Here is a 24,467-nt window from a genome sequence, read left to right as displayed (position 1 = left end):
GTACGCGGGTACCCGCGGCCGGCGCTCCTGACTGTCCGAACAACGCATGCGGCCGCCACCGCACCGCAACGACGTCGTCCAGAGCACTCGGCACTGCCGAAACGTGCCGGGTGCTCTGCCGAAGCGCCGAACCGCCGCGCGGGATGCCGAACCGCCGGGATGTCGGCGGCACCGCCGAGAGTGGCACGGCACTGCCGAAACTGCCCAACTGCCGCGGCAATGCCGTGGGTGCCACCGTCGAGTATTCGGCGAGGCCATGGCGCTTTGACTTTCGTCGATACGATCGTCACTCCCAGGCATCTGACGGGTGGAAGGCATGGCCAGATCTCACACCCCACACCACGACGGCTCCTCAGCGGAACGGGAACGCTCAACGGCAGGTGGCGATGGCGGTGGGGGCGGTCCTCCCCGGAGCCGGCCGCCCGCCGGGGGTCTTGGCGACGATGACAGCGTCGCTGGGGCCCAGCGCCGAGTCGCCGAGGTTGCCCGACGGGGTCGGGCAGGCGGCGCAGGCGCGTCGAGCGGCTCCCCGGCCGGGGAGGCGGGACCGGTCAAGGGGCCAGCGGCGAAGATCCCGTTGAAGCCGCCCAACAACCGGCACAATCTCAACAACATTCGGCCGAAGAGCCCTGCCAAGGACAGGAACACCGTCGTGCTCCCCGGCACGGATGTGGCTGGGGACCTCGAGGGCATCTCCGCCGGTCGAGGCAAGTGGGACGAGGAGACCAGCCGTTATGAGATCAACGGCCGTACGTACGCTGTGGAATCGACTGGAACGGTCTTTCCGGTCTCGGGCCCTGGCCTCGTGAATCTGTCGCGGTCCGAATACAAGGTCCTCAAGCAGTTGATCGGCTCCGACGGCGACCTCGATGCGGCCCACGATGCGTTGCGCCGGGACCCGAGCGTCAGCGACGCTCACTGGCCAGCGGCACTCGAGGTCTTCAAGTACCACAAGAGCTACAAGGGCGAGGCATGACCTACGGAATCTATTTCGACCGCAGAGCACCAGCAGAAGCGCTGCGGCAGGCGCTGCACACCATTTACAACGTCCCGGTGGATCTGGTGTACGCCGGACCTCGCGAGGAGCTCAACGACCACCCGGGTCCCGACCCGGTAGCCCTGATCACTCCTGCAGATGGGCAGTTCGGACATGAATTCAGCGCCGGCGAGAAGCTCCGAGAACTGACCAAAGCGAGCGAACTCGAGCTCGCCCAGGCCATCTGCCGGGTCGGCCGCACCCGGGCGCTGCTGGACGACGGCAGCCCAGCCCCGGACTACTGGTTGCTCGTCGCCGAAGACGGCAGCTACGGACGCGTTCAGACCGACCCCGACAGCGACGAACTAGCCATTCTGTACGCCCTCGAACCGATAACCGGCGAGCCGGATCTGCCGGTCGTACCTCCGCCAGACTGGGCTCGAACTTGGTGAGATCCGGCGTTCACCGCGGTGGGCTCCTGACAACTTTCTCATTGATCGAGGCGAGATCGAAGGGCATTCCGTGTCTGCCACAGCCGGGGAACCAGTCTTCCTCAGGTGCGTCGCCTTGCCCACCGACACAGACCGGCGAGATCTCCGGCTCATCGGTCACGATGATCCGCTCGACCATCATGCGGTGCTCCCAGTGATCTCCGAGGTCGTAGAAATACTCAGCGCAGCCCCGATCCTCGGCGCCAACCTCTCCAGCCTGACCCGGAACTCGTCTGTGGTCTCCTTCAGACCGAAGAACGGATCGGCATGCGGGCGGGCCAGAAGCCGCCTGAGGCTGAGTTTCCGCAGGACGTGCATACCGCGGTCCCGGCGAACGAACGGTCGCGAGCCCGCCGCGAAGGGCATGCCGTCGTGCTGGACCGCAACGCGCGGCCGATCCTTCGCCAGTGCGTCGCGTGCAGTCGTGGCCAGCGTTTGGGCTCAGGCCGACTCGGCACTAGACTAGTTGTCACTAGACAGGGCCAAGTGGGCGGAATGGCCGGTGCGGGTGCTTGGCGCCCGGAGTCGGCGACCGACGTGTCTAAGGCCGTTTCGGATGACCTTGTCGGGGAAAGTTGACAACTGGCCGGTTACAGTCGAGTTGGAGCCTAAGACGGGGATGATCATGGAGGGCGGTTCGGAGTGCCCGAACAAGCTGGTCTGATCTTCGTCGTTGCCGGAGTCGCTGTGGCCGCAGTAGCTGCGATGATCCTTCGGCGCAGGACCGAGCGGCGGGAGGCAGCAGCCCAACTGCGCACCAAGCAAATGGCCGTTGATGTGATCCGCTCGTCCGAGGAACTGCGGGCCGGTGTTGTCGCGCCTTCGGCGGCTGGGGCTTCCTCGCTGGCCCGATTGGTCGGGGACAATTCGCGGTACCGCGCCGCTGTCCGCGGGATCAGGGCAGGAGCCTCCTCCACCGATGTGAAAGCCACACTGTCGGAGCTGGAACAGGCGCGGCAGCAGGTGCTGCTGGCGGTCGTTGCCCGCGACGCCGACTTTCTCCAGAACGCAGTGCATGGCCTGGACGACGCGGTGGAAAATTTCGCCACGGCATCGTCGGTCATGGTGCGATTGGCGTAGCAGGCGGCCGGATCTCGGCTCGAGTGGATGGTCAGCCGAGGTTCGCGTGGCGCTGGTACATCTCGTCGGCGTCGGTTCCACTCGCTTGCCAGAGCGCGTTGAAGACCCCTTCGAAGGCGAATAGCGCCACCTGCTCGAACAGTGAGCCGGCGTACTGCTGAGAGCCGCGGGCCTCGCCATGATCCGTCTTCTCCGGCGCCGGGATGAGCAGGACGACCTTGGCGAGCTTGGCCAGTTCCGCCCCGGCGTTTGCCGTGACCGCAATGACTGTGGCCCCGCTGTTGGCGGCCTGACGGGCGGCGTACACGATGCCGTTGGTCGATCCTGATCCAGAAACCGCGATCAAGACATCGTCGGCGGCGATGGCCGGCGTCGTCGTTTCGCCCACGACATGCGCGGCCAGGCCGACGTGCATCAGGCGCATGGCAGTCATTCGAATCACGAACCCGCTGCGCCCGTTGCCGACGGCGAAGACGGCGCGCGCCTGCCGCAGCAGCGCCGGCAGTTCCTCCCATGGCTGCCATGCCATCTCGCGGATGACCTGCTCAACCTCGTGTACTGCCTGGACGGAACATTCTTGGACGCTGCGGGGCATAGGCATGTCAATGTCTCCCATGTTCGCCGGGTCGAGTGCCACCGTCCTTATGGTTTCACCCGGCAGTGCCAGGTGGGGATAAAGTGGAAAGCAGAGGATGAAGATCGCGATCTACCGCAAGCTCGTCAGCGGCGGAAGACGGGCACAGCCAGACGGAGGATCGGATGGCGCAGGGCTTCATCGATTGGGCGAGTCTCACCGAGGTGGCGAACAGCTACGCCGGCCCAATGCGCGATGCCTACCGCTGGTCAGCGGTGTCGAGCATCCAAGCCACCTGCGGCATCGTCCACGGGCGACAGTTTCGGGTCCTCCCGAGCCCGGGTAGTAGGCGTCTGGCCACGGAGGGCCCTCACGACATCCTGCGGGTGGCGGTCACCGACCTCGTCGACAGCACGCAGCTGCCGACCGACGCGGTTGACCGTACGGCGGCCGAAGTCAGCCATTGGGCGCAGGACAATACGACTCAGCTCCGCGGGATCGTCGACACCTGCATGTCGGACCCCGAGGCGCTGTACGGGATGCGGTGCGGGTTCGACCAGTGGCTGGCCACCGCCTTGGGCGCCAACCGCGAGGCGACAACGTTGCGGGTCGGCGGCTTGTTCGACCTCAGTTTGCGTGCGCCGTTGTCCGCGGTTCTTGAAGTCAGCGACCAGGAGTTGGTCCGGGCCTGGGAACATTCCTCCGAGGCGGCCAAGCTGGGCACGGACAGCGACCTGTACGTGCTGGTCAGCAGGGCCCATGTGCTGTCCATCCTGCTTCGCGGGCGATACCACGATCTCGTCGCCCGCAGCGCCGGCATCCAGGTCATGCACCATCCGGTCCGCGGGCCCATGCTTCCGGAACTCTCCGAGGCGGACCTCCCGCCCGTGCCCTACGAACTGACCAACAGCGAACGTTTCATGGCTCAACTGCTCTGGGCCAGTGGATTCGCGGAACGAGACGCCGACCGGCGGATTCGACTCTGGTCGGACAACGTCCGCCTCGTTCGAACCGCGGTTTTGGCGGAAATGATCGATCTTCCTCATCGAACCAGCGAGAGCCGGGCCCTCGACACTGCCGTCGACGCCGCCCGAAGCGCTGGAGTTCGGGCGCACTCCCGCCTTGTTGACGACGCCATCGATCTACTTCTTGCGGCTGGCGTCGGAGCACTCACCAGTTTCGTGGTCAACGGATGGCCCGACATGATCACGACCCTTGCCACCTACGCTGGCTCGCGCAAGGAGCAGATCGGTGCTCGAGTCGCCAAACAGGTCCTCGACAGCAACCGTCGCCTGAAGCGCTTGGCCGAGACACCTGGCCGAGTCACCGGGCGATTCTCGCAGGCTGGCGGATCCGGAACGGTCGAGGGCGCCGCATGAAGTAGAGGTCGACATCGTCGATCTGGGCGACTGTCCACGCCGCGATTCGGAGCCGCAACGCGACAGACGAGGCGGTGATGGCAGTGCGGCGCGAGCCGGCCCAGGAGGTCCGCGCGGCAACCAACCAGCTCGGATGAGACCGGCGCACGCCAGCGGCCGCGGCGTGGAGGAGGTCTGCTCGCTGTCCTTGATCGAAACGTCGCCATCGAGGACTCTCAGCCACGCGCCGGGACGCCTCGTGCGTGAGACGACCCGACGTCGCTGCCGCAGGAGGCGCACCCCGCGGTACCGGTGCACGAACGATCGCGTGACCCCTCGCGAAGGTCAAGTCGACGGTCGAAGGCGTTTTACCTGCTCAAGAGAGGTCGCAACACTGCCCGTCGGAGTGACCGCCGATCGTGGTGTCCGCCGCGCTGGCGACCTGCTGGCATGCGTCGTTAGCGTGACGCGATGACCGCTGAGACCCCTGACTACACGGCCACCCTGCCGCGAAAGCGGATGGGTGCCGGGGCGCTCCTCACCAACGCGGATGGCCGTGTCCTGCTCGTGGAGCCCACCTACAAGGCGTACTGGGAGATCCCGGGCGGGGCGATCGAGACTGACGAGTCGCCGCATGCGGCCGCGGCCCGGGAGCTGAAGGAGGAGCTCGGGCTGCCAATACAGGTCGGCCGTCTGCTGGTCACCGACTGGGTGCCGCCGCGCTCGGACCGCACCGAGGGCTTGATGCTCGTTTTCGATGGGGGTGTTCTGACCGAAGAGCAGGCGGCGCAGATCCGGCTTCCCGCCGAGGAGTTGCGCGGTTGGGCGTGGTGCGCGGAGGTCGAGGCATCCGAACGACTGTCGGAGCTGCTGGCCCGCCGCGTGGCCGCCGCACTCCAGTTCCGCGCCGACGGCAGCGCGGTCTACCTGGAGAACGGCTTCTTCATCTGTTGAAAGCACCCGGCTTCCGTGCCCTCCCTGCCCCGAAGTCATCCGGCGGCCACGGGCATCGGCTGCGGCGGCCGGGCCGGGCCGGCCGCAGCGGTGAGCAGGGTGAGCCCGCCAGACAGATACAAGCTGTCATGGATGCCGTCTGCGTAGAGCAGCCCGGTCAGGTCCCGGCGTGCATGGGCGACCGGATGGTGGATCTGGAAGCCGGCGGCGCTGATCAGTGCAGCGAGATCGGAGACTGCCTGGATGGCGGTGTCGGCGCCGGCCGTCTTGCCGACCCGGGCGGCCAGATCCGCGCTGGCATGTCCGGAGGCGGCCAGCCGCGCTGCGGTGATCGCGGCGGGCAGATTGGCGGTGAACTCGGCCTGGGTGCGGGCCAGGTCGCCGCGGTGACAGGTGGCGAACATCAGGATCAGGTGTTGCTCTCGCGTGGTGGGGGCCAGGTGGCAGCCGGCGAGGGTAGGCACGTCGAACGGCACATCGGTGCCGTCGTTGGACAGGTCGAGCGCCGGACCGCCGGATGTCTCGCAGACCCCGAAGTAGTTGCCACCGACCCATGCTTCCGGCGGCGGTCCACCTTCGCCGTCAGCGCGGCACGGTCACCCGGACCGGCGGATCCCGGTCTGGCCGCGCGGCCTGAACGGCCTGATGGTCGTTCGTCGCTCCGTCCTTGTTACACTGAACATGTTCGGTGAACGTGTTCAGTGAAGGTGGCGGTATGACCGGGGTACGCCAGGCGGGGCAGCGTGAGCGGGTCGAACGGGTCAGAGTGGCAGCCTGGGAGCTGTTTCGCAGTCGGGGGTTCGAGGCGACCTCGGTACGCGAAATCGCCGCTGCGGCCGGGGTCTCGGTTGGCACCGTGGCGGCGGTCGGTGGCAAGTCGGCGCTGTTCCTGGCCACGATGTCCGACACGGCGTTCGAGGCGATCGGCGGCGGCCTCGAACAATTGGTGCGGCAGCCGGTCACCGCGCGGCGTTCATTGACGGCCGAGGTGGGCGCGCTGTTCGACGAGGCCCTGGCCTGGGTCGCGGCCAACCGGCAACTCACCAACGACTACCTGGTCGCCTATCTGCGGGCCGGGCCTGACGCCCGTCCTCCGGGCCGCCTCGACGTGATCGTGGCTCGCATCGCCGAGCGGTGCGTGCAGCATTCAGGCGATCCGGCCGGCGCGCCCGCGGCAGCTCTCGCCGGATCGATCGTCTACGGAGTCTTCATCAGCCTGATCCTTGGCCTCGCCGCCGGAGAAGGCGACCCGTCGTCGTATCCCAGCGCGATGCGAGATGTGATCGTGGCCCAGCTGCGCCCGTTCGAACGGAGGAAGCCGTGAAGGTCGTGCTGCTTGCGGTCGGGTCGCGCGGCGACGTCACACCGATGGTCGCCCTCGGCCGAGAATTGTCCGGCCGCGGGGTACCGGTCACCGTGGTCACCCTCGCCGACTACGCCGCCCTGGTGTCCGCGGCGGGCCTGCGCCCGGCGACCGTCGCGGTCTCGATGGCCGAGTCCGTCGCCGCCGTCCCCGGCGGCACCACGGCCGTATCGCGCAGCATGCTGGCCTATATCCGGGGCGTGTCGCGGTGGCTGGCCGGGATCGCACCCGCGGTCGCCGACACCACGCTCGCCGCCGTCGAGCCGGGCGACCTGATCGTGGCCGGCCTGCTGTCGTTCGATGACGCGGCCGCCCTCGCCGAGGCACGCGGCTGCCGAGTGCTGAACGCGCTGTTCGCGCCGCTGCTGCCCACGGCTCACGGGCCGAGCACCCTGGCCGCCGTCCGTCCGCGGTCCACCACCCGCCTCAACACCTGGGCCGGCTCCCTTGCGCTGACCGTCACCGCCGGCATGGCCACCACCACCGGGCGGCACCTGCGCGACCGGCTCGGCCTGCGCCACACCTCGGCGCGCGGCTTCGTCGACCTCGTCCGGCGCACCCCGGCCCTGGCGGCGATGAGTCCGCTGGTCGTACCGCCGGCGCCGGACTGGCCTGAAACGGCGCTGTCGACCGGGTTCTGGGTGGAGACCGGGCCGGCCGGCGAGCCCGACCCGCGGCTGCGCGACTTCGTCGCCGCCGGTCCAGCGCCGATGTGCGTCGGCTTCGGCAGTGTCGGCGACACCGACGTCGACCTGGTCACGGCCGCCGCCCGGCGTGCCGGACAGCGGGTCGTCGTCGTCGCCCCGGAGGCTTCTGCCTCCGCGACGGCCGAGCCAGGGCTTGACCCGGCGGGCGCACTGGTGGTGCGCGCGGCGCCATTCAGGTGGCTGTTCCCGCGCTCGGCGGCGGTCATCCATCACGGCGGCGCCGGCACCACGGCCGAGAGCCTGCTTGCCGGCCGGCCCACCGGCGTCGTGGCGACCGGCGCCGACCAGCCCTACTTCGGCCGCCGGGTGGCGGAGCTGGGTGCCGGTCCGCCACCGCTGCGCCGCCGTGACCTGACCGTCGACCGGCTGGCCAAGCTCATGTCGGCGCTGACGGGTCCCAACCGCTCGTTCCGTTCGTACGCCGGTGAGATCGCCGCCGAGCGGGGAGCAGCGATCGCCGCCGACCACGTCGTCGCCCACCTTCGCCGAACTACTGCGTTGGAGTAGGAAGTTGGTGCTTCGATGGTGCTCGGCCATCCCGTCCGGACGGTGCTGACCAGTACTTCTACATCCTGCGTGTCGCCGACGGCTTGACCGTCTCGGACAGTGGAGCGACTGTTCGAGCACCCAGCCGCCAGGCGGCCGGCACCGTGGCGAAGGGCCCGCTAGCCGTGCCTCTTGCTGTGGCAGCGTTGCCGGACCTCCCGCTGGCCGGGAGGCCCGGCGCGTGGCGCTTCTAGGCTGCCGTTCGATATGACGGATCTTGAAGGATGCTCGCGAACTCCGCGCTCGCCTTGTCCAAGTCGAGCCGCCGGTCGGCGAGCCGGGTGAGGAACGGTTCTATCCGGAAGCGCAGCAGGCGCTGGTATCGGATGGCGTAGGCCGCGACGTCGAGAATCCGCCACGGCAGTCGTTGACTTCCAGGTACCGCGCACCCTGATCACGGGTTACATACCAGACATCCCGGGTACTCAGGCGCCAGCCGACGCCGCACCGATGCCGGGCCAGCGGCCAATTGCCTCAGGCAGCCCACTCGGTGGGGCACCGCACCAAGGACACACAACGACAGAAGCGAGGCAGAAATGACATCGATGGTGCAGCAGATTAAGGCGTTCCTGGCGAGCCCTCGAGGACAGCGTCTGGTCACGCGGGGACGGCAGGAAATGGCCAAACCGCAGAACCAGCGTAAGCTCCGCGAACTAGTCAACAGGTTCAACCGGAAACGGTGATCAAAGCATAAGATCACCGTCATTCCCGAAAGACCCAGCATGACCACCATCTCCCGGGTGGTCTTCCCTTGATCGTGCGGGTCCGGGTGATCCGCACCGCTTGCGGCGGGCGGGGGAAACTCAGCCCGCCGGGGGCGGCGACGGTGACGGCTTTGGCGGTGCGGGTCTCTTTATGGCCGTGGCCGGTCTCGCGGGTCTGGTCCCCGATCGGGATCTGCGCCTATGGCAGGGCTTTGAGCTAGGCGAGAAGGGTCGGCTGGTTGCCCTTGACCGCGACCATCAGATGCCCGCCGGTGGCGGCGAGTAGTTCGGCGTGCCCGTTCTGGGCTTGGAGGGCGTCCGCGAAGATCAGGACGCCTTTAGCGATCCCAGTTCGGCGGCGACCAGGCGCAGCGGTGGGTGAACGCGGGGATTCGTTGGACTTCGCCGCGACCCGTACCTGGGCGAGCACGATGCCGGTGCTGGTGTCGTACGCCGACAACAGGTGGACCTGCCGGCCGTCAGCGGGCCTGGCTCCGCGTTCGACCTGCCGTCAACGGCGATGACGAGGCGCCACCGGCGTCCGGTCACCATGACCGGTGCTGCCGGGCCCGCAGCAACCGGGCGAGTATCTGAGACAGCACCTCGGCGTCGATACGGATCAACAGCTGGAACCGCTACCGCCGCGGCGATAAGCCACGCGCCGGGACGCCCCAGCGACCCTGCCGCAGGAGGCGCACCCCGCGGTACCGGTGCACGAACAGTTGCGTGACCCCTAGCGAAGGTCAAGTCGACCACCGAAAGGCATTTCGGCTGGTCAGGAGGCATCGCAAGCGCTCCAGATGTGCTCGGTGACCGGATAGCACCCGAGATCAGCCCTGGACACCCGTGGTCACCGCCGGGCAGCCCGGCCGCGTATGCACGAAAAACGCTCCGCATGTCCTCCGACCAGGGGCGGAACCGCCGTCGCAACACCCGACGGCAACCCCTTGGCACCCCATGGGACGCCCGGGCACTCGTGGGTATCCCCAGGTAGGTACGATATGGGCCGTAGGCCCTCGTAGCTCAGGGGATAGAGCATCGGTTTCCTAAACCGTGTGTCGCAGGTTCGATTCCTGCCGGGGGCACCATCCCAGAATCATGACTTGACTTCTGGCCGCGTATTCCAGGCTGCTGCTCCGTGCCATCAAAGCTAACGGCAAGGCGAGGCCGCGCAACTGCTGGCGGCGGATGGGCGTGCCTACCAGTTGGCAGACGGATCGGTTTGAGCGGATTCCTCGCGCGCCAAGTCAGCGATTGTCGCTGGTGTAGCGGAGTTCGCCACGCCGCGTTCTTCTCCGGTTGCCACCCATTGACGAGCCAACGAGTCGGGTATCGGTGGTCATTCGGTTCCGGGGAACATGGCCGTCCTCGCCCGGCTCATCGGACTCGAGCCGGCCTGACCGAGCCGCTTTCCATCAAAGAGACTCCGCCCGTCCTGTCTGGAGGCTTGCGGTTGGAATCGGCTGGCCGTGTGCGGCATCGCCGGGATCACGACGGCGGAATGCCACCACGGCGAGCGGGCCGGTGGGCCAGGTCGTCTTCGCTGTCGGTCTCGTACAGCCGCTCGTCGTGGACGCTGCCGCCCGGCTCGGGCTGCTCGTCGCTCGGGACGATGTCCTGGTAGTAGCCGAGCCGGTTGCCCAGGGGTCCTCGAAGTTGATGAATTTGACGACCGACGGCAGCGTGGTGACCGCCGAGGCGGGCACACCGAGCGCCGTCTCGACATGCCGCGCGGCTACCCGAACGTCATCGACGAGGAGCCGGACCCGGGTGGCAAGCGGTTGGAAGGCCTCGGTCATTCCGACGACCTGCCACCACAGCTCCACGCCGGCCAGCACCCGCCACTCCAGGAAATCGTGGTGCGGCGCGAAGTCCGGGCCTCTGCCGAACAACGCCGTGTAGAACCGCCTGCCCGCCTCGATGTCACCCACCGGGATCTGCAGCGTCAGGCCGCGGGGGAGTACCTCTCCACTCATGCGAGCAGTCCATCAAAACCGGCCACTGTGGCGCTACGTACGCTGACGGTTGTGTCCTTTGACCGTCAGGCCTGGCTTACCGGTGCCCTCGTCCGGCTCCGGCCCCTGACCGCCGGCGACCTGCCCGGCCTGCGGTCGGCCGCTTCCGACCCGCTCATCTGGGCGCAGCACCCCGACCGGCGGCGCCACACACCGCAGGCGTTCCGGCGCTTCTTCGACGAGGCCCTCGGTTCCGGCGGCGCGCTGACCGTCGAGGACGTGGCGACCGGCGAGGTCGTCGGCACGTCCCGGTTTCACGGGTACGACCCGGCGGCCGGCGAGATCGAGATCGGCTGGACGTTCCTGGCGCGGAAGTACTGGGGTGGGGCCTTCAACGGCGAGCTGAAGCACCTCATGCTGCGCCACGCGTTTCGACAGGTCGGCTCGGTAGTCTTCCTGATCGCGCCGGAGAACGTCCGCTCGCGGCGCGCCGCGGAGAAGATCGGTGCGGTCCCGGACGGTCGCCGCCTGGACGGCGGCGGCCGAGATTGCGTGCTGTATCGGGTAACGCGTCCCGCCGACTACCGGTAGAGCCATCTCCAGGAGATGGTGGACTCGTTGCCGGCGACGTCGATGGTCCGGACCGCGACCTTGAAGGGACTGTTCTTCGGGGTCGGCATCGTCGCCGTGTTCACCCCGGCGGGAACGGTCTTGACCACGGCGTCGTCGATCAGCAGCTCGTAGCGGCTCAGCCCCGAGCCCGCCTCGTACGGCGTGCTCCACGCCATCTCCCAGGTGGGGCTCGTGACGGTGCTCAGGGAGGTGGGCTGCAGGATCGTCGCCCGGTAGGGCTGGACGTTGTCGAAGCCGGTTTCGAGCGTGGCCGCCTCGCCGGCGTTGCCCGCCGCGTCCAGGGCCTGCACGTTGATGGTCATCGGCTCGAGCGACCACCAGCCCTCTGCGGTCGGCAGGGTCATCGTCACCGACATCTGGTCGGCGGGGGTGCTGGCCACCCACTGCGGCCCGGAGGCGCTGCGTACCGTGACCCGGTAGCCGACGACCTCGTCCGCCGCGGCGCTCGGGGCCGGCGTCCACGACACCGGGAAGGTCGGGCTGGAGGTCATCCAGCCGGTGCCCGACACCGGCGCGGTCACGTCTGCGGGTGAGGCGGGCGCGATCGTGTCGGTCGCGGTCGCGGTGACCACCACCGTGGCGGTCGGGCCGTCGGCGGAGGCCAGTCGCATGCTGAGCCCGGTGTCGGGCACCTGCCAGGTGTTGCCGGTCATCAGGGCCGGCTGGGTCGAGGCGCCGTACATGGTCTGGCCCGGGGTCAGGTCGAGCAGCACGGAGTAGCGCGGGTCCGTGGCGCTCGGCCGGTTGGCCAGGAGCCCGCCGAGCCAGCCGGGGCGGGTCCACCCGCTGGGCGTGTCGGGGCGGTATTCCAGGTAGATGTCGGTGCCGGTCGACCGGTCGAAGCGCAGGCCGCGTACGCCGCTGTCCTCGTTGATGGAGGTCAGCTGGTACGTGCCGGGGCCGGTGACCAGCGGCGTGTCGACGGCGGTGAACGCACCGAGCAGCGTCGAGTGGTACGCGTTCTCCGGCGCGGCGGCTCGGTCGCCCGAGCTCATGATCTCCAGGTTGTTGCCGTACTCGGAGGTGGTGCAGGCGGGCGTGCAGACCTGGTTGCCGGCGTGCGCGATTCCGAGGTTGTGTCCCAGCTCGTGCCCGACCGTCCACCAGGCGCCGCCGAAGTCGGGTGCCTCGCCGTAGGGCAGGTCGCTGGCCAGCACGATCTTGTTGCCGGGCAGGTACGACGTGCCGGACCAGCTGCATCCCTTGCTCTGGCTCGGCACGAACACCCAGTGGTCGGTGAGGGCGGTCGGGCCGCGGCCGAGCGCCGTCATCGCCGGGTTGGCGTAGGCCGCGATGTTGCAGGCCTTGCCCGGATCGGGGATGACTACCGGGTCGAGCATGGTGACGGTTCCCGGTGTGACGGTCCCGCGGCTCAGCGGACCCCACTCGTCGAGGGCCTTGCGGATCATCGCGGCGAGGCTGTCCGTGGTGCGCTGGAACGCGGTGGCGCCCGCCCAGGTGACCGGCACGACGGTGACGTCGTGCACGACGGCGCCCTGTGTGCCGGCGGAGGGGCCGGGCTTCCCGACGACCTGGACCGCGGTGATCGCGCCCGGGTGCCTGGTCAGCTTCGCCACGGCCTCGGCGCCGGTCGAGGCACCCCGGACCGCGACCTTGACGCGGGTGCCCGACTCGAGGTCGTCAAGGTCCGGTTCCCGTACGGTGACGGGCCGGCCGTCGAACTCGAGGGTGATCTCCTGGTCGCCCGCGCCGGGCTCGTCGACGACGGTGCGGTGGACCGTGGCCGGGATCGTGGGTGCGTCCGCGGCGCGGGCCGGCCCGGCGCCGGCGGTGGTCAGCGCGGTGACCGCGAGGGCGAGGGGCACGGCGAGCCGAAAACGCGAAAAGAGCATGCCCCATAAGCTCCCATAACGACCCGAGGGCTGGACCGAAAGCGGGATTCTGGCGGCTGACTAGCCGATCGCGCGGTAGTAGTCGATCTTTCCCCGCAGGTGGGTGCGCTGCGCCTGCAGCATGGCGATCTGCTCCCGTACGGATTGGTCGTGCTGCTCGAGCAGGGCGATGCGGTCGGTGATCGTGTCGTCGTCGCGGCACAGCTCGGCGAACTGGAGCATCCGCTGGATCGGCATCCCGGTCTCCCGCAGGCAGCGCAGGATCCCCAGCCAGCCGAGGTCGCCGTCGCTGTACTGGCGGCGGCCGCCGGGGGTGCGGTCGACGCCGTCGAGCAGCCCGATCCGCTCGTAGTAGCGCAGGGTGTCCAGGCTGAGGCCGGTCCGCTGCGCGACCTCACCGGGCGTGTAGAGGGACATGCCGTCGATTCTGCCAGCGGTGTCCACAGAGAACCCTTGACCTGGAGTGCGCTCCAGGTAACAGGATCTGCGGCATGGCAGAGATTGTGCTCGGAGCAATGCTGTTCGGTACCCGGATCGGCGAGGCGGAGTCCTTCGCGCTGCTCGACCGCTTCGTGGAGCGGGGCGGACGGTGGATCGACACCGCCAACAACTACGCGTTCTGGCTGCACCCGTCCGGCGCCGGCGGGCAGAGCGAGCAGACGATCGGCCGCTGGCTGGCGGCCCGGCCGGGGATGCGGGACCGGATCCTGCTCAGCACCAAGGTGGGCGGGCAGCCCACCGACCCGGGCCGGGGGCTGGCCTCGGCCGAGGGGCTGTCGGCCGCGACGGTACGCGCGGCGATGGGTGCGAGCCTGGGCCGGCTCGGCGTCGACCACGTGGACATGTACTGGGCGCACATCGAGGACCGCCGGGTGCCGCTGGCCGAGACCGTGCACGCCTTCGGCGACCTGGTCGCCGGCGGCCAGGCCCGGCGGCTCGGTGCGTCGAACACTCCCGCGTGGCGGGTGGAGCGTGCCCGGGGCATCGCCGCCGGGCGGGGCGTGGCCGGGTGGACGGCGCTGCAGCTACGGCACTCGTACCTGCTGCCGCGGCCGGGGGCGCCGCTGGAGTCGTCGGCGCATCGGCAGGTGTTCCCGGAGACGCTGGACTACGTGCGCAGCGACCCGGGTCTGGACCTGTGGGCGTACACGACGCTGTTGAACGGCGGTTACGGCCGCGCGGACCGGCCGCTGGAGCGGGCCTACGACCACCCGGGTACGGCGAGCCGGACGGCCGCCCTCTCCGAGGTTTCGCGGGAACTCGGCGCCACCGGCAATCAGGTGGTGCTGTCCTGGCTGCTCGACGGCGACCCGGGGGTGTTCCCGATCGTCGGCGCGAGCACCCTCGAGCGGCTCGACGAGGTGATGGACGCCCGCGACCTCAAGCTGGACGCGGAGTCGAGGGCCCGCCTGGACGCCGCGAGCTAGCGGTGCTTACACGGAGTCCTTCTGGGCCCGTAGTTCGGCGAGCAGGCTGTCGCGGTCAGTGAGGACCTCGCTGAGGATCCGGCGGCCGGCGGCGAGCAGGTCCGCCACGGCGGGGGTGCTCAGGGTGTACATGACCAGGGCGCCGTCGCGGAAGGAGACGACGATGCCGGCCCGCCGCAGGACGGCGAGTTGCTGTGACATGTTGGCGGGTTCGATGTCGATGCGAGCCAGCAGGTCGCGTACCGGAAGCGGGCCGGTCTGCAGCAGCTCGAGCACGCGGATCCGAACGGGATGCCCGAGTACCCGGAACATCTCGGCCTTGGCCTGATAAAGCGGCACCGACACCGGCGGCCCCCACCCTGGTCTGCAATGGCCTGGGGCGTGGCCCAGGTGCTGGCTATGTCGTGCGTGGCCCAACACTACCCAGCCGCCGAGGAGCGTCACCTCTACCGGATTGCCCGCCCTCCGATATGCCGACATTCGTAGGTAGCCAGATAGCGAGTTGCGAACAATTGCAACTTGAATCCCGAGCGCTTCGATTATCTGGCCCGGAAGCCGGCCCGGATCGGACAGCGCGTCCGTTCCGGTTAGGCGCCCGCCGCGCATCCTCGGGTCCTGGTCGTCAGGAGCCGAGAGGGACGCAAAATGACAGAGATGGACGTGGCGCTCAAGGACGCGTTGCAGGTGGAGGGGGCGATCGCCGCGGCGATCGGCGACTACACGAGCGGCATGGCGCTGGGTACCGCCGGCGGTGACCATACGTTCGACCCGGTGGTCGCCGCGGCGGCCAACACGGAGGTGCTCAAGGCCAAGATGCGCACCATGGAGATGCTGGGCCTGCAGGAGAAGATCGAGGACATTCTCGTGACGCTGGGTTCGCAGTATCACCTCATCCGGCCGGTCACCGGCCGCTCCGGCAAGGGTCTGTTCATCTATCTGGCATTGCACCGCGACCGTGCCAATCTCGCGATGGCACGGCACCGGCTCAAGGCCATCGAACAGAATCTCGAGCTGTGACCGGCGGCGGGTCCCGATAGGACGGTCGTGCTCGACAGCCGTTGCGGCGGGCGGGTTCCGGGCCGGAACGGTCCGGAACCGCTGCGCGGCGGCGTCCGGCGACGCCGCCCGGACCCGACCGGGCCGGCGTCGACGGGGGCGTCCTTGCCGATCGCCGATCGTCGATGGGAGGATTCCGGATCAGAAGCGGTCTGCCGGGCCGGGCCCGCGGCTCAGCGGACCACGAACGGTGGAGGCCGCGGGACGATGGCCGCAACCCGGGCGGGGTGACGTACGTTTTCTGAACCGTCCGCTACCCATCACAGCCGGGGCGAGGGCAATACATGAATGTGATCGATCTCGACCGGCCGGTCGCCGCGGACGTGCCGGAGCAGCGGCCGCGGCACGCCTTCAGCCTGGCCACGCTCGTCATCGGCGTCGTCGTCGGTGTGGCGATCGGCGGTCTCGTCACCTATGGATGGAACCTTCGCCGGCAGGACACCGCGCGCGACGGCGAGGTCTCCGTTCTCGTCTTCGCCGACGCCACCAAGATCATCGATGATGGCACCATCGTCCTGCACGGCCGGATCGCGAGCGTCACCCTCACCCGGCGGGTCACCCTGGTCAATGTCGGCCCGGCGCCGATCAATATCCACAATCTGACCGCCGCCCGGCCGGGCGTCACCGTGCGCGGCGTCGACAAGCAGCGCATGATCGCACCCGGTGCGACCATGCAGGCCGATGCCGATGTGCAGGTCGACTGCCAACGGGGGCTCCCGCTCGGCCGGATCCCCGTCACCCTCGCCGTGCAGACGGATGACGAGCGCTACCGCGTCGCCCGCCCCAAGGAGGTCTTCGACGGCACGCCATGGAGCGAGCAGGCCGAGGCCGCCTGCAGCGGCGGCGAATGACGGCCTCGCGCGACCCGGCGTGGAGAACAGGGACTAGCCGAGCCCGAACGCATGACGGCAGTGCGGGAGCAGCGCGCGCAACACCGTGCTCTCCTCCTTGCGCCACACCAGGGCGAGCAGCGCGGGGATCTCGATCTTCTCGACCGGCACCGCGCGTAGGCCCTCGTGGCCGGCGGCCATCGAGGCGCTGAGAATCGCCACGCCGAGGCCGCGCGCGGCCAGGTCGGCGACCGCCGCCGGCGCGGTCGCCTCAAGCGCGACGGCCGGCCTCATCCCGGCGGCCGCGCAGGCCTGGTCGAGCACGCTGCGGATCCCGGTCCCGACCGGCAGGCAGATCAACGGGTACGCGGACAGCCGCCGCAGCGCCACGCTCTGCTGCTCGGCCAGGGGATGATCCGGGGGCACCGCCGCGACCAGCCCCTCGCTGAGGATCGTCAGGGACCGGAGCCCTTCCGGCGGCCCGCCCGCCGACCCGACCAGGGCGATGTCGCAGACGCCCGCCCGGACGCTCTCGATCAGCACGTCGGAGTTGTCCTCGGCGAGCGCGATCTCGATGCGCGGATACCGGCGGTGGAACGCGGCGAGCGCGTCGAACAGCGGCGTCACGGTGCAGCCGGTGATCATGCCGAGCCGCAGCCGGCCGCGGACCAGGCCGTTCACGTCGTCGCAGGCGTGGCGGATGGCCTGCGCGGCGGCGAGCGCGGCGCGGGCGTGCGGCAGCGCCGCGGCGCCGGCGGGGGTGAGGCGGACCATTCGGGCGGAGCGGTCGAACAGGTCGGCGCCCAGTTCCCGTTCGAACTGGCGGATCTGTGCGCTGACCCCCGACTGGGTGATGTGCACACGGTCCGCCGCTCTGGTGAAATTGGCCTCCTCGGCCACCGCCACGAAGTATTCGAGCTGCCGCAGATCCATGAGCGCAGATCATAGCTACGACAACAACTATCTGTTGGACTTGTCACTCGCGAGGGTTAAGGCTGGGACCATGACCGATCGAGAGAAGGCCACCAGCCCCGAGGACCTGACCCGCCTCTTCGTCGAGCGCGCCAACGCCGGGGACGCCGAGGGCATCGCGCTGCTCTACGAGCCGGAGGCCGTGATGGCCTACCCGCCCGGCCGCCAGACCGTCGGCCGCGACGCCATCCGCCGGCTGTGGGAGCAGGCGCTGCCGAACATGCCGAAGTTCGAGCCCGAGGAGCCGCTGCCCACCCTGATCACCGGCGATCTCGCGCTCACGTCGACCCCGCCGAAGGACGGCTCCGGCGCTCGCGCTCAGGTGGTCCGCCGCCAGGAGGACGGCAGCTGGCTCCGGGTGCTCGACCAGCCCGAGTTCACCCCGCCGCGGTAAAACGGGAGCCGCGGCAAACGGGAGGCCTGCGGTAAACGGAAGGCCCGCGGTAAACGGGAGCCCGCGGTAAAAAGGGAGTTTGCGCGCTGATAAGTCGCCAGGTCGCCGGAGATCGCGCGTCGTCGAGTCGTACGCCTCGGTGCGAGCAGCTGATCACCCGGTTCGCCGCCGTACTTACCGCAGAACCTGCGGTTTTCGCGCGACCGGTGAGCCCGCCTGGCGACTCGGTGGTCAGCCTACACTGATCACGCTCGCTGCCCCGGCGGCGCCGATGGTCGTATTCGGGGCGGAGTTCATTTCGTGCTACCGTGGGTTCTAGTTCTGAATCCGTTGACGTCTCCGCGCCAGATGGGTAACCGCTCCCGTCCGGCGCGTTTTGTTTTTACCGGCCTCAAGCCATTTCTCCCGACGGGCCAGATCATGATCATTCAGAAGAGCGTCATCATCGCCAAGCTTCGCGAACGCGGCAAGGGCGTCCGGGCCGACTGGGTCGACCGGGAGCTCCCCGACGAGGTCGACACGTTCCTCTACAGCGGACTGCTGGCCACGCTTAACCTTGATCTGAAGGAACTCGAAGCCCCGTCCTCGTAGCTGACCACCACACAGATCATCGGACCGGTGAATGAAGTCTACCGACCAGCACGACCCCTCCCTGTTCCTCGCCCCGGCCGACGCGGTCGTGCCGGAGCCCGAGGCGGAGGCGGCCGACAGCAGCGCCGAGGCGATGACGCGCCTGCGTGACCCGTTCGCCGTCGCGACCGAGCCGCCCCGGAAAGCAAACGGCCGCGGCTGACCCGCCGCCCGGAACGAACGGCCGCGGCTGACCCGCCGCCCGGAACGAACGGCCGCGGCTGACGACATGCGCGGCGGGTCGGCGTCCACGCCGGTCTTACGGCACCAGCACCATCCGGCAGTCCGTGCGGTGCCAGGCCGAGGCGACGTGCTCCAGGCGTACCGTCTCGTAGTCGACCGTCAGCCGCCCGGCCGCCGCGTGCGCGGCGACCAGGGCGAGTGCCTCGGACCGTTGCGCGGCGGTGAGCTCGTTGTTCGTGTAACCGAGCACCCGCAGCGAGCCGCTGCGCAGCGTCGCCGAGTCCATCGGCGCGGTCGTGCCCGCCGCGTCGCCGAGGTTTACCAGCCGGCCGCCGGGCCGCAGCGTCCGCAGCGCGGCCGCCGCCGGGACCCCGAAGAGCGGATCCAGGACGAGATCCACCGGCCCGTCCGCGGCGGCCCGCAGCCGCGCGGCCAGCCAGGCGACCTCCGCCTCCTCCGGCAGCGCCACGACCACTGTCGCGCCCGCCCGCGCCGCGCGCCGCAGGGCCCGCTCGGACCGGGCCGCCGCCACGACCTGACCGGCGCCGGCGAGCCGGGCGAGCCGCACCGCGGCCTGGCCGACGACCCCGCCGGCGCCGAGCACCAGCACCCGCTCGCCCGGCTGGAGCTCGCCGCGCCAGGTCAGGGCCATCTGCGCGGCGACCGCCGAGAGCCCGAGCGCCGCAACCAGCCGATGGTCGGCGCCCGTCGGAAGCTCCACGGTGTCCGCGGCCCGCACGGCGGCGTGCTCGGCCATGCTGCCGTCGCCCGGGCGCATGCCCGCGCCGGTCGCGAACCACACCGCCGTCCCGTCCTCGCGCACCCCGACACCCTGGACACCCGGCACGTACGGGGTGGCCGGCGCGCCGAAGTACGAGGTGCCGGACGCGCACAGCCGGTCGAGCGGGGTGATCGACGCGGCGGTGACGCGTACCAGAATCTCGTCGTCCTCCGGAACGGGCACCGCGCGCTCGCCGACCGCCGGCGCCGCGCCGCACTCGTTCAGCAGTGCGGCGCGCATCAGGTGGCGATGTCGGGGTAGGGCAGCGAGAAGTGCGCGAGGCGCGCGCCGAACGCCTTCTGATACTCCAGCGGCCCGTGGTCGCGCTCGAACATCGCGATGAACAGGGTCAGCGTGAGGAACGGGTGCGCGCCGAGGGAGAAGAGCGCGACGTGGTCGTGTGTCGCGAGGGCCTCACGCTCGTCGTCGGTGAAGCGCAGCCAGGTGCTGGCCTCGCCGCTGTGGCAGTTGAGCACGGTGTTGGCGCGCTCGGACTCCCACCACAGCACGGTCCCTCGGGGCTCCGAGCGATAGCGCTCGACCAGCTCGGGGTCGCGGTCGACCGTGTACAGGAACTTGTCCAGCAGGTACCTGCTCATGGGGTCACCCCGTTCGGGTACCAGGTGAAGTAGGCCTCCATGGTGTGGAACAGGTCGAGGCTGTCCACATGGTCGGCTTTGCGGCCCGCGCCCGCGACGCCCATCATCAGCATGAAGTCCATGAAGCCGTGGGTGGCGTTGCCGGGGGAGTGCAGGCTGTCGAGGGTCACCTCGGCCAGGCAGCGTTCGATGTCGCCGGTGGCGATCCACTCGACGGCCCTGCGGTCGAACTCGGGGTCCGGGCCGTGCGGGCCGAACTGGCGTGGCCCGCCGAGCTCGAGCGAGAGGTGCCCGGTGCCGATGATCGCGACGCGCAGGTGGCTGGGCCAGGACTCGACGATCTCGCGGATGGCCTGACCGAGCTGGACGAAGCGCTTCGGCCGCGGCAGCGGCGGCGCGAAGATGTTGGTGTAGATCGGCACGATCGGCAGGTCGGCCTCGGGCCGCAGCGTGATGATCGGGCAGGTGATGCTGTGGTCGATCCGCAGCTCGTTGCTGAAGGCCAGGTCGAAGCCGGCGTCGAGGCCGGCGCGCAGCAGGTGCGCGGACAGGTCCTCCTGCCCCTTCAGCAGCATTCTCGGCAGGCCGAACTCGCGCTCCTCGTTGTAGAAGTTCGCGTCGTAGAACGGCGCCTTGCCGACGAGGAACTGCGGCATGTTGTCCAGCCACAGCTGGTGGAAGTGGTCGGAGCCGACCATGACGAGCACGTCCGGGCGGGCCGCGGTCAGCGTCTGCCGGAACGCGGTGATCTTGCGGACCCACTCGTCGGCGAAGGGCGGACGATCCTCGCCGGTCGCGGTGCTGGCTCGGTAGTAGAAGGGGTGGTGGGTGGAGGCGACAATCGCGACGACGGTGGCCATGGCGGCTCCTTCCTAGTCCTCGTAGACGGCGTTGCGATCGACGGCCAGGTAGACGTCCATGCCGATCGGGTTGCGGCGCTCCTCGGCGAGGTGGCCGAGCAGCCCGGCGGCCCGGGCCAGCAGCGCGAATCCGCGCAGCAGCTCGACGGGCAGGCCCAGGTCGGCCAGCGCCGCGCCGCAGACGCCGGCGCCGTTGAGCGGCAGCGTGCGGCCGAGCACCCGCGGGTGCACCCGGCCGACGGCCTCGAACAGGCGCAGGTGCGGGCCGCGCAGGCCCTCCTCCTCGGCGATGCGGATCAGCGCCGGGGTGCGGGGATCCTGCCGCTTGTGCACGGGATGCCCGAGCCCCGGTATCAGCCGCTTCCCGGCGTACGCCGCGGTCAGGGCATCGAGGGCGAGCGCGTCGAACCCGGCGTCGTCGGCCGGGACCGGGCCGCCCGCCAGGGTGGTGGCCAGGAACCGTGCGCAGTCCTCGGTCACGCCGAGGAAGCGCGAGCCGCCGCCGAGCAGGCCCGCGGCGAGCGCGCCCTGCAGCGACTCGGGCGCGCTCAGGTAGGTGAGCCGGGCCGCGATCGCGGTAGGCGTGAAGCCGTGGTCGGCGAGCGCCACCAGCACGGTCTCGAAGACGCGGACCTCGCCCGGCGTCGGCCGTCGGCCGGCCACCAGCCAGTACGCCAGCTCGCCGAAGCCGACCCGGCCCATCAGGTCCGCGGCCAGATCCTGGCCGAGCAGCCGGATCTGCTCCTCGTCGGACGTGCCGATCGCGGTCGGGAAGCTCAGTCCTTCATCAGCCACTCGCGGATCTCCTCACCGTGCTGGTCGAGTTCGGGCGGCGGCAACTCGTAGCTCGCCGGCGTGCCCGAGAAGGTGATCGGGTTGCGGACCCCGGGGATCCCGTCCACGGTGACCACCGGATTCAGGCCCAGTTCCTCGGCGAACGCGACCCCGCCGTCGATCGTGTTGATCGGCGCGCAGGGCACGCCGGCCGCGAGCAGGTCGCGGAACCACTCGTCCTTGGTGCGCCGGGCCAGGCGTTCCACGAGGATCGGGCGCAGCTGCGCGCGGTTGGCCGTCCGGTCCTGGTTGCGCGCGAAGCGCGGGTCGTCCGGCAGGCCGGGCAGGTCGAGCACCTGGCAGAGCTTGCGGAACTGCCCGTCGTTGCCGGCGATGACGATCAGCTCGCCGTCGGCGGCCGGCAGCGGCTCGTACGGGAACAGGCTGGGGTGCGCGTTGCCCATCCGGTAGCCGACGGTGCCGCCGGCGACGTAACCGCTGGATTGGTTGACCAGCCCGGACAGCGCGGACGAGAGCAGGTTGACCTCGACGTGCTGTCCGTTGCCGGTGGCGTTGCGGTGGTGCAGGGCGGCCAGGATGCCGATGTCGGCGTGCATCCCCGCCATCACGTCGAAGACCGAGATCCCCGCCCGGTACGGCGAGGAACCGGGGTCACCGGTCAGGCTCATGAGGCCGGAGATCGCCTGGATCATGAGGTCGTAGCCGGGGTATCCGGCGCCCGCGCCGGTGCCGAAGCCGCTGATCGACGCGTAGACGATCCTGGAGTTCGCCGCGGCGACCGTGTCGTAGTCGAGGCCGAAGCGCCTCAGCCCGCCGGGCCGGAAGTTCTCGATCATCACGTCGGCCCGGCCGGCCAGCCGCCGGGCCACCTCGAGGTCCTCGGGCTTCCTGAGGTCGAGCGCGATCGAGCGCTTGTTGCGGTTGATGCCCAGGTAGTAGGTCGAGACACCGTCGCGTACCGGGGGCATCCAGGTGCGGGTGTCGTCGCCGGACGGGCCCTCGACCTTGATCACCTGGGCGCCGAGGTCGGCGAGCAGCATCGTCGCGTACGGCCCGGCGAGGATCCGGGAGAAGTCCGCGACGAGCAGTCCGCTGAGTGGTCCCATGTGCCGCCTTCCGAGGAGTGACCGTCAGACGGACGGACGTCCGCACCTTCGCCAGTCTCGACCCAGGGTTATTGGCTGTCAACCGCACTGCCGCGACCCCGTTCTTGACACGAATGGTGAGTCGCAACACACTAGCGCCGAGACGGTGACCGCCTGACGGACGTCTGTCCGCCCGGCTTCGAGGGGAGTTGACGGCGAGATGAGCGACAGCGTGCTGTTCCGCAACGGCATCGTGCTGACCATGGACGACCGGCACACCGTGCTGCCGGATGCCGACGTGCTCGTCGTCGGCGAACGCATCGCCGAGATCGGCGTCGGTCTCGCCGCGCCCGAGGGCGCCACCGTGATCGACGCGTCCGGCGGCATCCTGATGCCCGGCATGATCGACACCCACCGGCACATGTGGCAGACCGCGATGCGCGGCTACGGCGCGGACTGGACGCTCACCCAGTACTTCGTCTGGTACTACCTGGAGTCCGGCAGGCTGTTCCGCCCGGAGGACGTGCACGCCGGTAACCTGCTCGCCGCGATCGAGGCCGTCGACGCCGGGGTCACCACCACCGTCGACTGGTCACACGGCCTGCAGACGCCGCAGCACGCCGACGCGGCGGTCGACGCGCTGCAGGCGGTGCCGGGCCGGTTCGTGCTCGCGTACGGCAACATCCAGCAGGGGCCGTGGGAGTGGTCGGCCAGCCCCGGGTTCCGCGACTTCGTCAGCCGCCGGATCACCCCCGGCGACGACATGCTCGGCTTCCAGATGGCGTTCGACGTCACCGGGGACCCCGCCTTCCCCGAGCGGGCGGCCTTCGAGGTGGCCCGCGAGCTGGGCGTGGGGGTCACCACGCACGCGGGCGTCTGGGGCGCGACCAACGACGACGGCATCCGGCTCATGCACGAGAACGGCTTCATGACCCCGCGGACCGTGTACGTGCACGCGGCGACGCTGAACCACGATTCCTACCATCGGATCGCCGCGACCGGCGGCTCGGTGTCGGTCTCCACCGAGAGCGAGCAGAGCGCCGGCCAGGGCTACCCGCCCACCTGGATCCTGCGCGACCACGACATCGGCGTCTCGCTGTCGATGGACACCAGCGTGTGGTGGAGCGGCGACCTGTTCTCCGCGATGCGCACCACGCTCGGCGCCGACCGCTCGCGCGAGCACATGGAGGCGCACGGCCGCGCCGAGACCGTCACCCACGTGCACCTGCGCGCGGAACAGGTCGTCGACTGGGCCACCCGCGGCGGCAGCAGGGCGCTCGGCCTGGACGGCGTCGTCGGCAGCCTGGAGCCAGGGAAGAAGGCCGACGTGGTGCTGATCAAGAACGACGACTCGCCGGCGATGTTCCCGATCCTCAACCCGTACGGCCACGTCGCGTTCCAGGCGCAGCGCGGCGACGTCCACACCGTGCTGGTCAACGGCCGGATCGTGAAGCGGGACCACAAGCTCGTCGGCGTGGACCTGGCCGCCGCCCGCGAGCAGGTCGGACGGACCATCGACCACCTGCGCGGCGAGATGGGCGAGGAGGCCTGGGCCCGCGGCATGAATCCCGACATTCCGGAGACGAAGGTGCGGGACAACCCCTACACATACACCGAGTGGGACGCCGGCTCGGCGCAATGGAAGCATTAGCCGCATCCAC

29 protein-coding genes and 1 tRNA gene are annotated in these 24,467 nt (G+C 69.7%); 16 read left to right on the top strand and 14 right to left on the bottom strand.

Translation table 11 applies throughout. The features are described 5' to 3' along the window. Window positions 1–577 precede the first annotated feature (577 nt). Together AB0F10_RS06875 and AB0F10_RS06870 are read left to right on the top strand one after the other, a co-directional pair. Window positions 578–976, top strand: a complete 399-nt coding sequence (locus AB0F10_RS06875) for a hypothetical protein (protein ID WP_360620855.1) — start codon at window positions 578–580, stop codon at window positions 974–976. Continuing rightward, window positions 973–1,428: a hypothetical protein gene (locus AB0F10_RS06870; RefSeq protein WP_360620854.1), complete on the top strand. Its 456-nt coding sequence runs from the start codon at window positions 973–975 to the stop codon at window positions 1,426–1,428. Before AB0F10_RS06875 ends, AB0F10_RS06870 begins: the two co-directional genes overlap by 4 nt. Window positions 1,429–1,438: 10 nt before the next feature. On the opposite strand, the gene AB0F10_RS06865 is transcribed toward AB0F10_RS06870, so the two are convergent. After that, the gene (locus tag AB0F10_RS06865; RefSeq protein ID WP_360620883.1) at window positions 1,439–1,912 is read right to left on the bottom strand and encodes an IS1096 element passenger TnpR family protein; all 474 of its coding nucleotides are present in this window, start codon (window positions 1,910–1,912) and stop codon (window positions 1,439–1,441) included. Between the two features lie 197 nt (window positions 1,913–2,109). Between AB0F10_RS06865 and AB0F10_RS06860 the strand changes: the two genes are divergently transcribed. Beyond that, entirely contained in the window at window positions 2,110–2,547 is a 438-nt protein-coding gene (locus tag AB0F10_RS06860; protein ID WP_360620853.1) for a hypothetical protein, read from the top strand. Window positions 2,548–2,578: 31 nt separating this feature from the next. Here the strand turns inward: AB0F10_RS06860 and hxlB are convergent, their stop codons facing one another. Next, window positions 2,579–3,184 (bottom strand): 6-phospho-3-hexuloisomerase, encoded by a 606-nt coding sequence (hxlB, locus tag AB0F10_RS06855; protein ID WP_360620852.1) that lies wholly within the window; start codon window positions 3,182–3,184, stop codon window positions 2,579–2,581. A gap of 122 nt (window positions 3,185–3,306) precedes the next feature. Here hxlB and AB0F10_RS06850 point away from each other — a divergent pair, with 122 nt between their 5' ends. Both AB0F10_RS06850 and AB0F10_RS06845 read left to right on the top strand, forming a co-directional pair. After that, window positions 3,307–4,500 (top strand): hypothetical protein, encoded by a 1,194-nt coding sequence (locus AB0F10_RS06850; RefSeq protein ID WP_360620851.1) that lies wholly within the window; start codon window positions 3,307–3,309, stop codon window positions 4,498–4,500. A 450-nt stretch (window positions 4,501–4,950) separates the two neighbouring features. After that, window positions 4,951–5,433, top strand: a complete 483-nt coding sequence (locus tag AB0F10_RS06845) for an NUDIX hydrolase (protein WP_360620850.1) — start codon at window positions 4,951–4,953, stop codon at window positions 5,431–5,433. Between the two features lie 35 nt (window positions 5,434–5,468). Here AB0F10_RS06845 and AB0F10_RS06840 read toward each other — a convergent pair whose 3' ends face one another. Next, the gene (locus tag AB0F10_RS06840; protein ID WP_360620849.1) at window positions 5,469–5,909 is read right to left on the bottom strand and encodes a hypothetical protein; all 441 of its coding nucleotides are present in this window, start codon (window positions 5,907–5,909) and stop codon (window positions 5,469–5,471) included. A 239-nt stretch (window positions 5,910–6,148) separates the two neighbouring features. On the opposite strand from AB0F10_RS06840, the gene AB0F10_RS06835 reads away from it, so the two are divergent. Both AB0F10_RS06835 and AB0F10_RS06830 read left to right on the top strand, forming a co-directional pair. After that, window positions 6,149–6,757, top strand: a complete 609-nt coding sequence (locus AB0F10_RS06835) for a TetR/AcrR family transcriptional regulator (protein WP_360620848.1) — start codon at window positions 6,149–6,151, stop codon at window positions 6,755–6,757. Next, window positions 6,754–8,010 carry a glycosyltransferase gene (locus AB0F10_RS06830; protein ID WP_360620847.1) on the top strand — a complete coding sequence of 419 codons (1,257 nt, stop codon included), beginning with the start codon at window positions 6,754–6,756 and terminating at the stop codon, window positions 8,008–8,010. Before AB0F10_RS06835 ends, AB0F10_RS06830 begins: the two co-directional genes overlap by 4 nt. Before the next feature lie 960 nt (window positions 8,011–8,970). On the opposite strand, the gene AB0F10_RS06825 is transcribed toward AB0F10_RS06830, so the two are convergent. After that, window positions 8,971–9,213 carry a transposase gene (locus AB0F10_RS06825; RefSeq protein ID WP_360620846.1) on the bottom strand — a complete coding sequence of 81 codons (243 nt, stop codon included), beginning with the start codon at window positions 9,211–9,213 and terminating at the stop codon, window positions 8,971–8,973. A gap of 552 nt (window positions 9,214–9,765) precedes the next feature. Here AB0F10_RS06825 and AB0F10_RS06820 point away from each other — a divergent pair. Beyond that, a tRNA-Arg gene (locus AB0F10_RS06820) sits at window positions 9,766–9,841 on the top strand. Between the two features lie 327 nt (window positions 9,842–10,168). On the opposite strand, the gene AB0F10_RS06815 is transcribed toward AB0F10_RS06820, so the two are convergent. Continuing rightward, a complete protein-coding gene (locus AB0F10_RS06815) occupies window positions 10,169–10,729 on the bottom strand; it encodes a hypothetical protein (RefSeq protein WP_360620845.1) in 561 nt (186 codons plus the stop codon). A gap of 51 nt (window positions 10,730–10,780) precedes the next feature. Here AB0F10_RS06815 and AB0F10_RS06810 point away from each other — a divergent pair, with 51 nt between their 5' ends. Beyond that, window positions 10,781–11,299 (top strand): GNAT family N-acetyltransferase, encoded by a 519-nt coding sequence (locus AB0F10_RS06810; RefSeq protein WP_360620844.1) that lies wholly within the window; start codon window positions 10,781–10,783, stop codon window positions 11,297–11,299. On the opposite strand, the gene AB0F10_RS06805 is transcribed toward AB0F10_RS06810, so the two are convergent. Together AB0F10_RS06805 and AB0F10_RS06800 are read right to left on the bottom strand one after the other, a co-directional pair. Further along, window positions 11,290–13,194 (bottom strand): reprolysin-like metallopeptidase, encoded by a 1,905-nt coding sequence (locus AB0F10_RS06805; protein WP_360620843.1) that lies wholly within the window; start codon window positions 13,192–13,194, stop codon window positions 11,290–11,292. The genes AB0F10_RS06810 and AB0F10_RS06805 overlap by 10 nt on opposite strands. A gap of 60 nt (window positions 13,195–13,254) precedes the next feature. Next, a complete protein-coding gene (locus AB0F10_RS06800) occupies window positions 13,255–13,611 on the bottom strand; it encodes a MerR family transcriptional regulator (protein WP_360620842.1) in 357 nt (118 codons plus the stop codon). A 74-nt stretch (window positions 13,612–13,685) separates the two neighbouring features. Between AB0F10_RS06800 and AB0F10_RS06795 the strand changes: the two genes are divergently transcribed. After that, entirely contained in the window at window positions 13,686–14,621 is a 936-nt protein-coding gene (locus AB0F10_RS06795; RefSeq protein ID WP_360620841.1) for an aldo/keto reductase, read from the top strand. Window positions 14,622–14,627: 6 nt separating this feature from the next. Here AB0F10_RS06795 and AB0F10_RS06790 read toward each other — a convergent pair whose 3' ends face one another. Further along, window positions 14,628–14,966, bottom strand: coding sequence for a metalloregulator ArsR/SmtB family transcription factor (locus AB0F10_RS06790; RefSeq protein ID WP_360620840.1), 339 nt, complete (start codon window positions 14,964–14,966; stop codon window positions 14,628–14,630). 300 nt (window positions 14,967–15,266) lie between these two features. Here AB0F10_RS06790 and AB0F10_RS06785 point away from each other — a divergent pair, with 300 nt between their 5' ends. After that, window positions 15,267–15,638 (top strand): hypothetical protein, encoded by a 372-nt coding sequence (locus AB0F10_RS06785; protein WP_360620839.1) that lies wholly within the window; start codon window positions 15,267–15,269, stop codon window positions 15,636–15,638. 323 nt (window positions 15,639–15,961) lie between these two features. Then, a complete protein-coding gene (locus AB0F10_RS06780; RefSeq protein WP_360620838.1) occupies window positions 15,962–16,528 on the top strand; it encodes a hypothetical protein in 567 nt (188 codons plus the stop codon). Window positions 16,529–16,561: 33 nt separating this feature from the next. Here AB0F10_RS06780 and AB0F10_RS06775 read toward each other — a convergent pair whose 3' ends face one another. Then, window positions 16,562–17,440: a LysR family transcriptional regulator gene (locus AB0F10_RS06775; protein WP_360620837.1), complete on the bottom strand. Its 879-nt coding sequence runs from the start codon at window positions 17,438–17,440 to the stop codon at window positions 16,562–16,564. Window positions 17,441–17,510: 70 nt separating this feature from the next. On the opposite strand from AB0F10_RS06775, the gene AB0F10_RS06770 reads away from it, so the two are divergent. The 3 genes from AB0F10_RS06770 to AB0F10_RS06760 all read left to right on the top strand — a co-directional run bounded on the left by AB0F10_RS06770 (window position 17,511) and on the right by AB0F10_RS06760 (window position 18,666). After that, complete coding sequence (locus AB0F10_RS06770) at window positions 17,511–17,873, top strand: nuclear transport factor 2 family protein (protein WP_360620836.1); 363 nt, start codon at window positions 17,511–17,513, stop codon at window positions 17,871–17,873. Between the two features lie 420 nt (window positions 17,874–18,293). Further along, entirely contained in the window at window positions 18,294–18,464 is a 171-nt protein-coding gene (locus tag AB0F10_RS06765; protein ID WP_360620835.1) for a hypothetical protein, read from the top strand. A 31-nt stretch (window positions 18,465–18,495) separates the two neighbouring features. Next, window positions 18,496–18,666: a hypothetical protein gene (locus tag AB0F10_RS06760; RefSeq protein ID WP_360620834.1), complete on the top strand. Its 171-nt coding sequence runs from the start codon at window positions 18,496–18,498 to the stop codon at window positions 18,664–18,666. 96 nt (window positions 18,667–18,762) lie between these two features. On the opposite strand, the gene AB0F10_RS06755 is transcribed toward AB0F10_RS06760, so the two are convergent. From AB0F10_RS06755 to AB0F10_RS06735, 5 genes are read right to left on the bottom strand one after another with little or no spacing between them, the layout of a single operon-like run. Next, entirely contained in the window at window positions 18,763–19,707 is a 945-nt protein-coding gene (locus tag AB0F10_RS06755) for a zinc-binding alcohol dehydrogenase family protein (RefSeq protein WP_360620833.1), read from the bottom strand. Further along, window positions 19,707–20,066, bottom strand: a complete 360-nt coding sequence (locus AB0F10_RS06750) for a hypothetical protein (protein ID WP_360620832.1) — start codon at window positions 20,064–20,066, stop codon at window positions 19,707–19,709. Before AB0F10_RS06750 ends, AB0F10_RS06755 begins: the two co-directional genes overlap by 1 nt. After that, complete coding sequence (locus AB0F10_RS06745) at window positions 20,063–20,926, bottom strand: extradiol ring-cleavage dioxygenase (protein WP_360620831.1); 864 nt, start codon at window positions 20,924–20,926, stop codon at window positions 20,063–20,065. Before AB0F10_RS06745 ends, AB0F10_RS06750 begins: the two co-directional genes overlap by 4 nt. A 12-nt stretch (window positions 20,927–20,938) precedes the next feature. After that, complete coding sequence (locus tag AB0F10_RS06740) at window positions 20,939–21,721, bottom strand: citryl-CoA lyase (RefSeq protein ID WP_360620830.1); 783 nt, start codon at window positions 21,719–21,721, stop codon at window positions 20,939–20,941. Further along, on the bottom strand, window positions 21,703–22,827 hold the full coding sequence (locus tag AB0F10_RS06735; RefSeq protein ID WP_360620829.1) for a CoA transferase: 1,125 nt from the start codon (window positions 22,825–22,827) through the stop codon (window positions 21,703–21,705). Before AB0F10_RS06735 ends, AB0F10_RS06740 begins: the two co-directional genes overlap by 19 nt. 199 nt (window positions 22,828–23,026) lie before the next feature. Between AB0F10_RS06735 and AB0F10_RS06730 the strand changes: the two genes are divergently transcribed. Then, window positions 23,027–24,457, top strand: a complete 1,431-nt coding sequence (locus AB0F10_RS06730) for an amidohydrolase family protein (RefSeq protein WP_360620828.1) — start codon at window positions 23,027–23,029, stop codon at window positions 24,455–24,457. Window positions 24,458–24,467 lie beyond the last annotated feature (10 nt).

Origin of the sequence: Actinoplanes sp. NPDC026623 (assembly GCF_040638275.1) — a bacterium.
Lineage (GTDB): Bacteria > Actinomycetota > Actinomycetes > Mycobacteriales > Micromonosporaceae > Actinoplanes.
Note: the sequence above shows the minus strand (reverse complement) of the source record. Positions and strands in the feature narration are given on the sequence as shown.

Bases quoted from the DNA above. Each gene is read 5' to 3' on its own strand.
- AB0F10_RS06805 (WP_360620843.1), bottom strand. From the start codon at position 13,194: ATGCTCTTTTCGCGTTTTCGGCTCGCCGTGCCCCTCGCCCTCGCGGTC.
- AB0F10_RS06815 (WP_360620845.1), bottom strand. From the start codon at position 10,729: ATGAGTGGAGAGGTACTCCCCCGCGGCCTGACGCTGCAGATCCCGGTG.
- AB0F10_RS06750 (WP_360620832.1), bottom strand. From the start codon at position 20,066: ATGAGCAGGTACCTGCTGGACAAGTTCCTGTACACGGTCGACCGCGAC.
- AB0F10_RS06780 (WP_360620838.1), top strand. From the start codon at position 15,962: ATGAATGTGATCGATCTCGACCGGCCGGTCGCCGCGGACGTGCCGGAG.
- AB0F10_RS06850 (WP_360620851.1), top strand. From the start codon at position 3,307: ATGGCGCAGGGCTTCATCGATTGGGCGAGTCTCACCGAGGTGGCGAAC.
- AB0F10_RS06775 (WP_360620837.1), bottom strand. From the start codon at position 17,440: ATGGATCTGCGGCAGCTCGAATACTTCGTGGCGGTGGCCGAGGAGGCC.
- AB0F10_RS06755 (WP_360620833.1), bottom strand. From the start codon at position 19,707: ATGCGCGCCGCACTGCTGAACGAGTGCGGCGCGGCGCCGGCGGTCGGC.
- AB0F10_RS06735 (WP_360620829.1), bottom strand. From the start codon at position 22,827: ATGGGACCACTCAGCGGACTGCTCGTCGCGGACTTCTCCCGGATCCTC.
- AB0F10_RS06800 (WP_360620842.1), bottom strand. From the start codon at position 13,611: ATGTCCCTCTACACGCCCGGTGAGGTCGCGCAGCGGACCGGCCTCAGC.
- AB0F10_RS06785 (WP_360620839.1), top strand. From the start codon at position 15,267: ATGACAGAGATGGACGTGGCGCTCAAGGACGCGTTGCAGGTGGAGGGG.
- AB0F10_RS06795 (WP_360620841.1), top strand. From the start codon at position 13,686: ATGGCAGAGATTGTGCTCGGAGCAATGCTGTTCGGTACCCGGATCGGC.
- AB0F10_RS06835 (WP_360620848.1), top strand. From the start codon at position 6,149: ATGACCGGGGTACGCCAGGCGGGGCAGCGTGAGCGGGTCGAACGGGTC.
- AB0F10_RS06730 (WP_360620828.1), top strand. From the start codon at position 23,027: ATGAGCGACAGCGTGCTGTTCCGCAACGGCATCGTGCTGACCATGGAC.
- AB0F10_RS06845 (WP_360620850.1), top strand. From the start codon at position 4,951: ATGACCGCTGAGACCCCTGACTACACGGCCACCCTGCCGCGAAAGCGG.
- AB0F10_RS06770 (WP_360620836.1), top strand. From the start codon at position 17,511: ATGACCGATCGAGAGAAGGCCACCAGCCCCGAGGACCTGACCCGCCTC.
- AB0F10_RS06745 (WP_360620831.1), bottom strand. From the start codon at position 20,926: ATGGCCACCGTCGTCGCGATTGTCGCCTCCACCCACCACCCCTTCTAC.
- AB0F10_RS06760 (WP_360620834.1), top strand. From the start codon at position 18,496: ATGAAGTCTACCGACCAGCACGACCCCTCCCTGTTCCTCGCCCCGGCC.
- AB0F10_RS06765 (WP_360620835.1), top strand. From the start codon at position 18,294: ATGATCATTCAGAAGAGCGTCATCATCGCCAAGCTTCGCGAACGCGGC.
- AB0F10_RS06870 (WP_360620854.1), top strand. From the start codon at position 973: ATGACCTACGGAATCTATTTCGACCGCAGAGCACCAGCAGAAGCGCTG.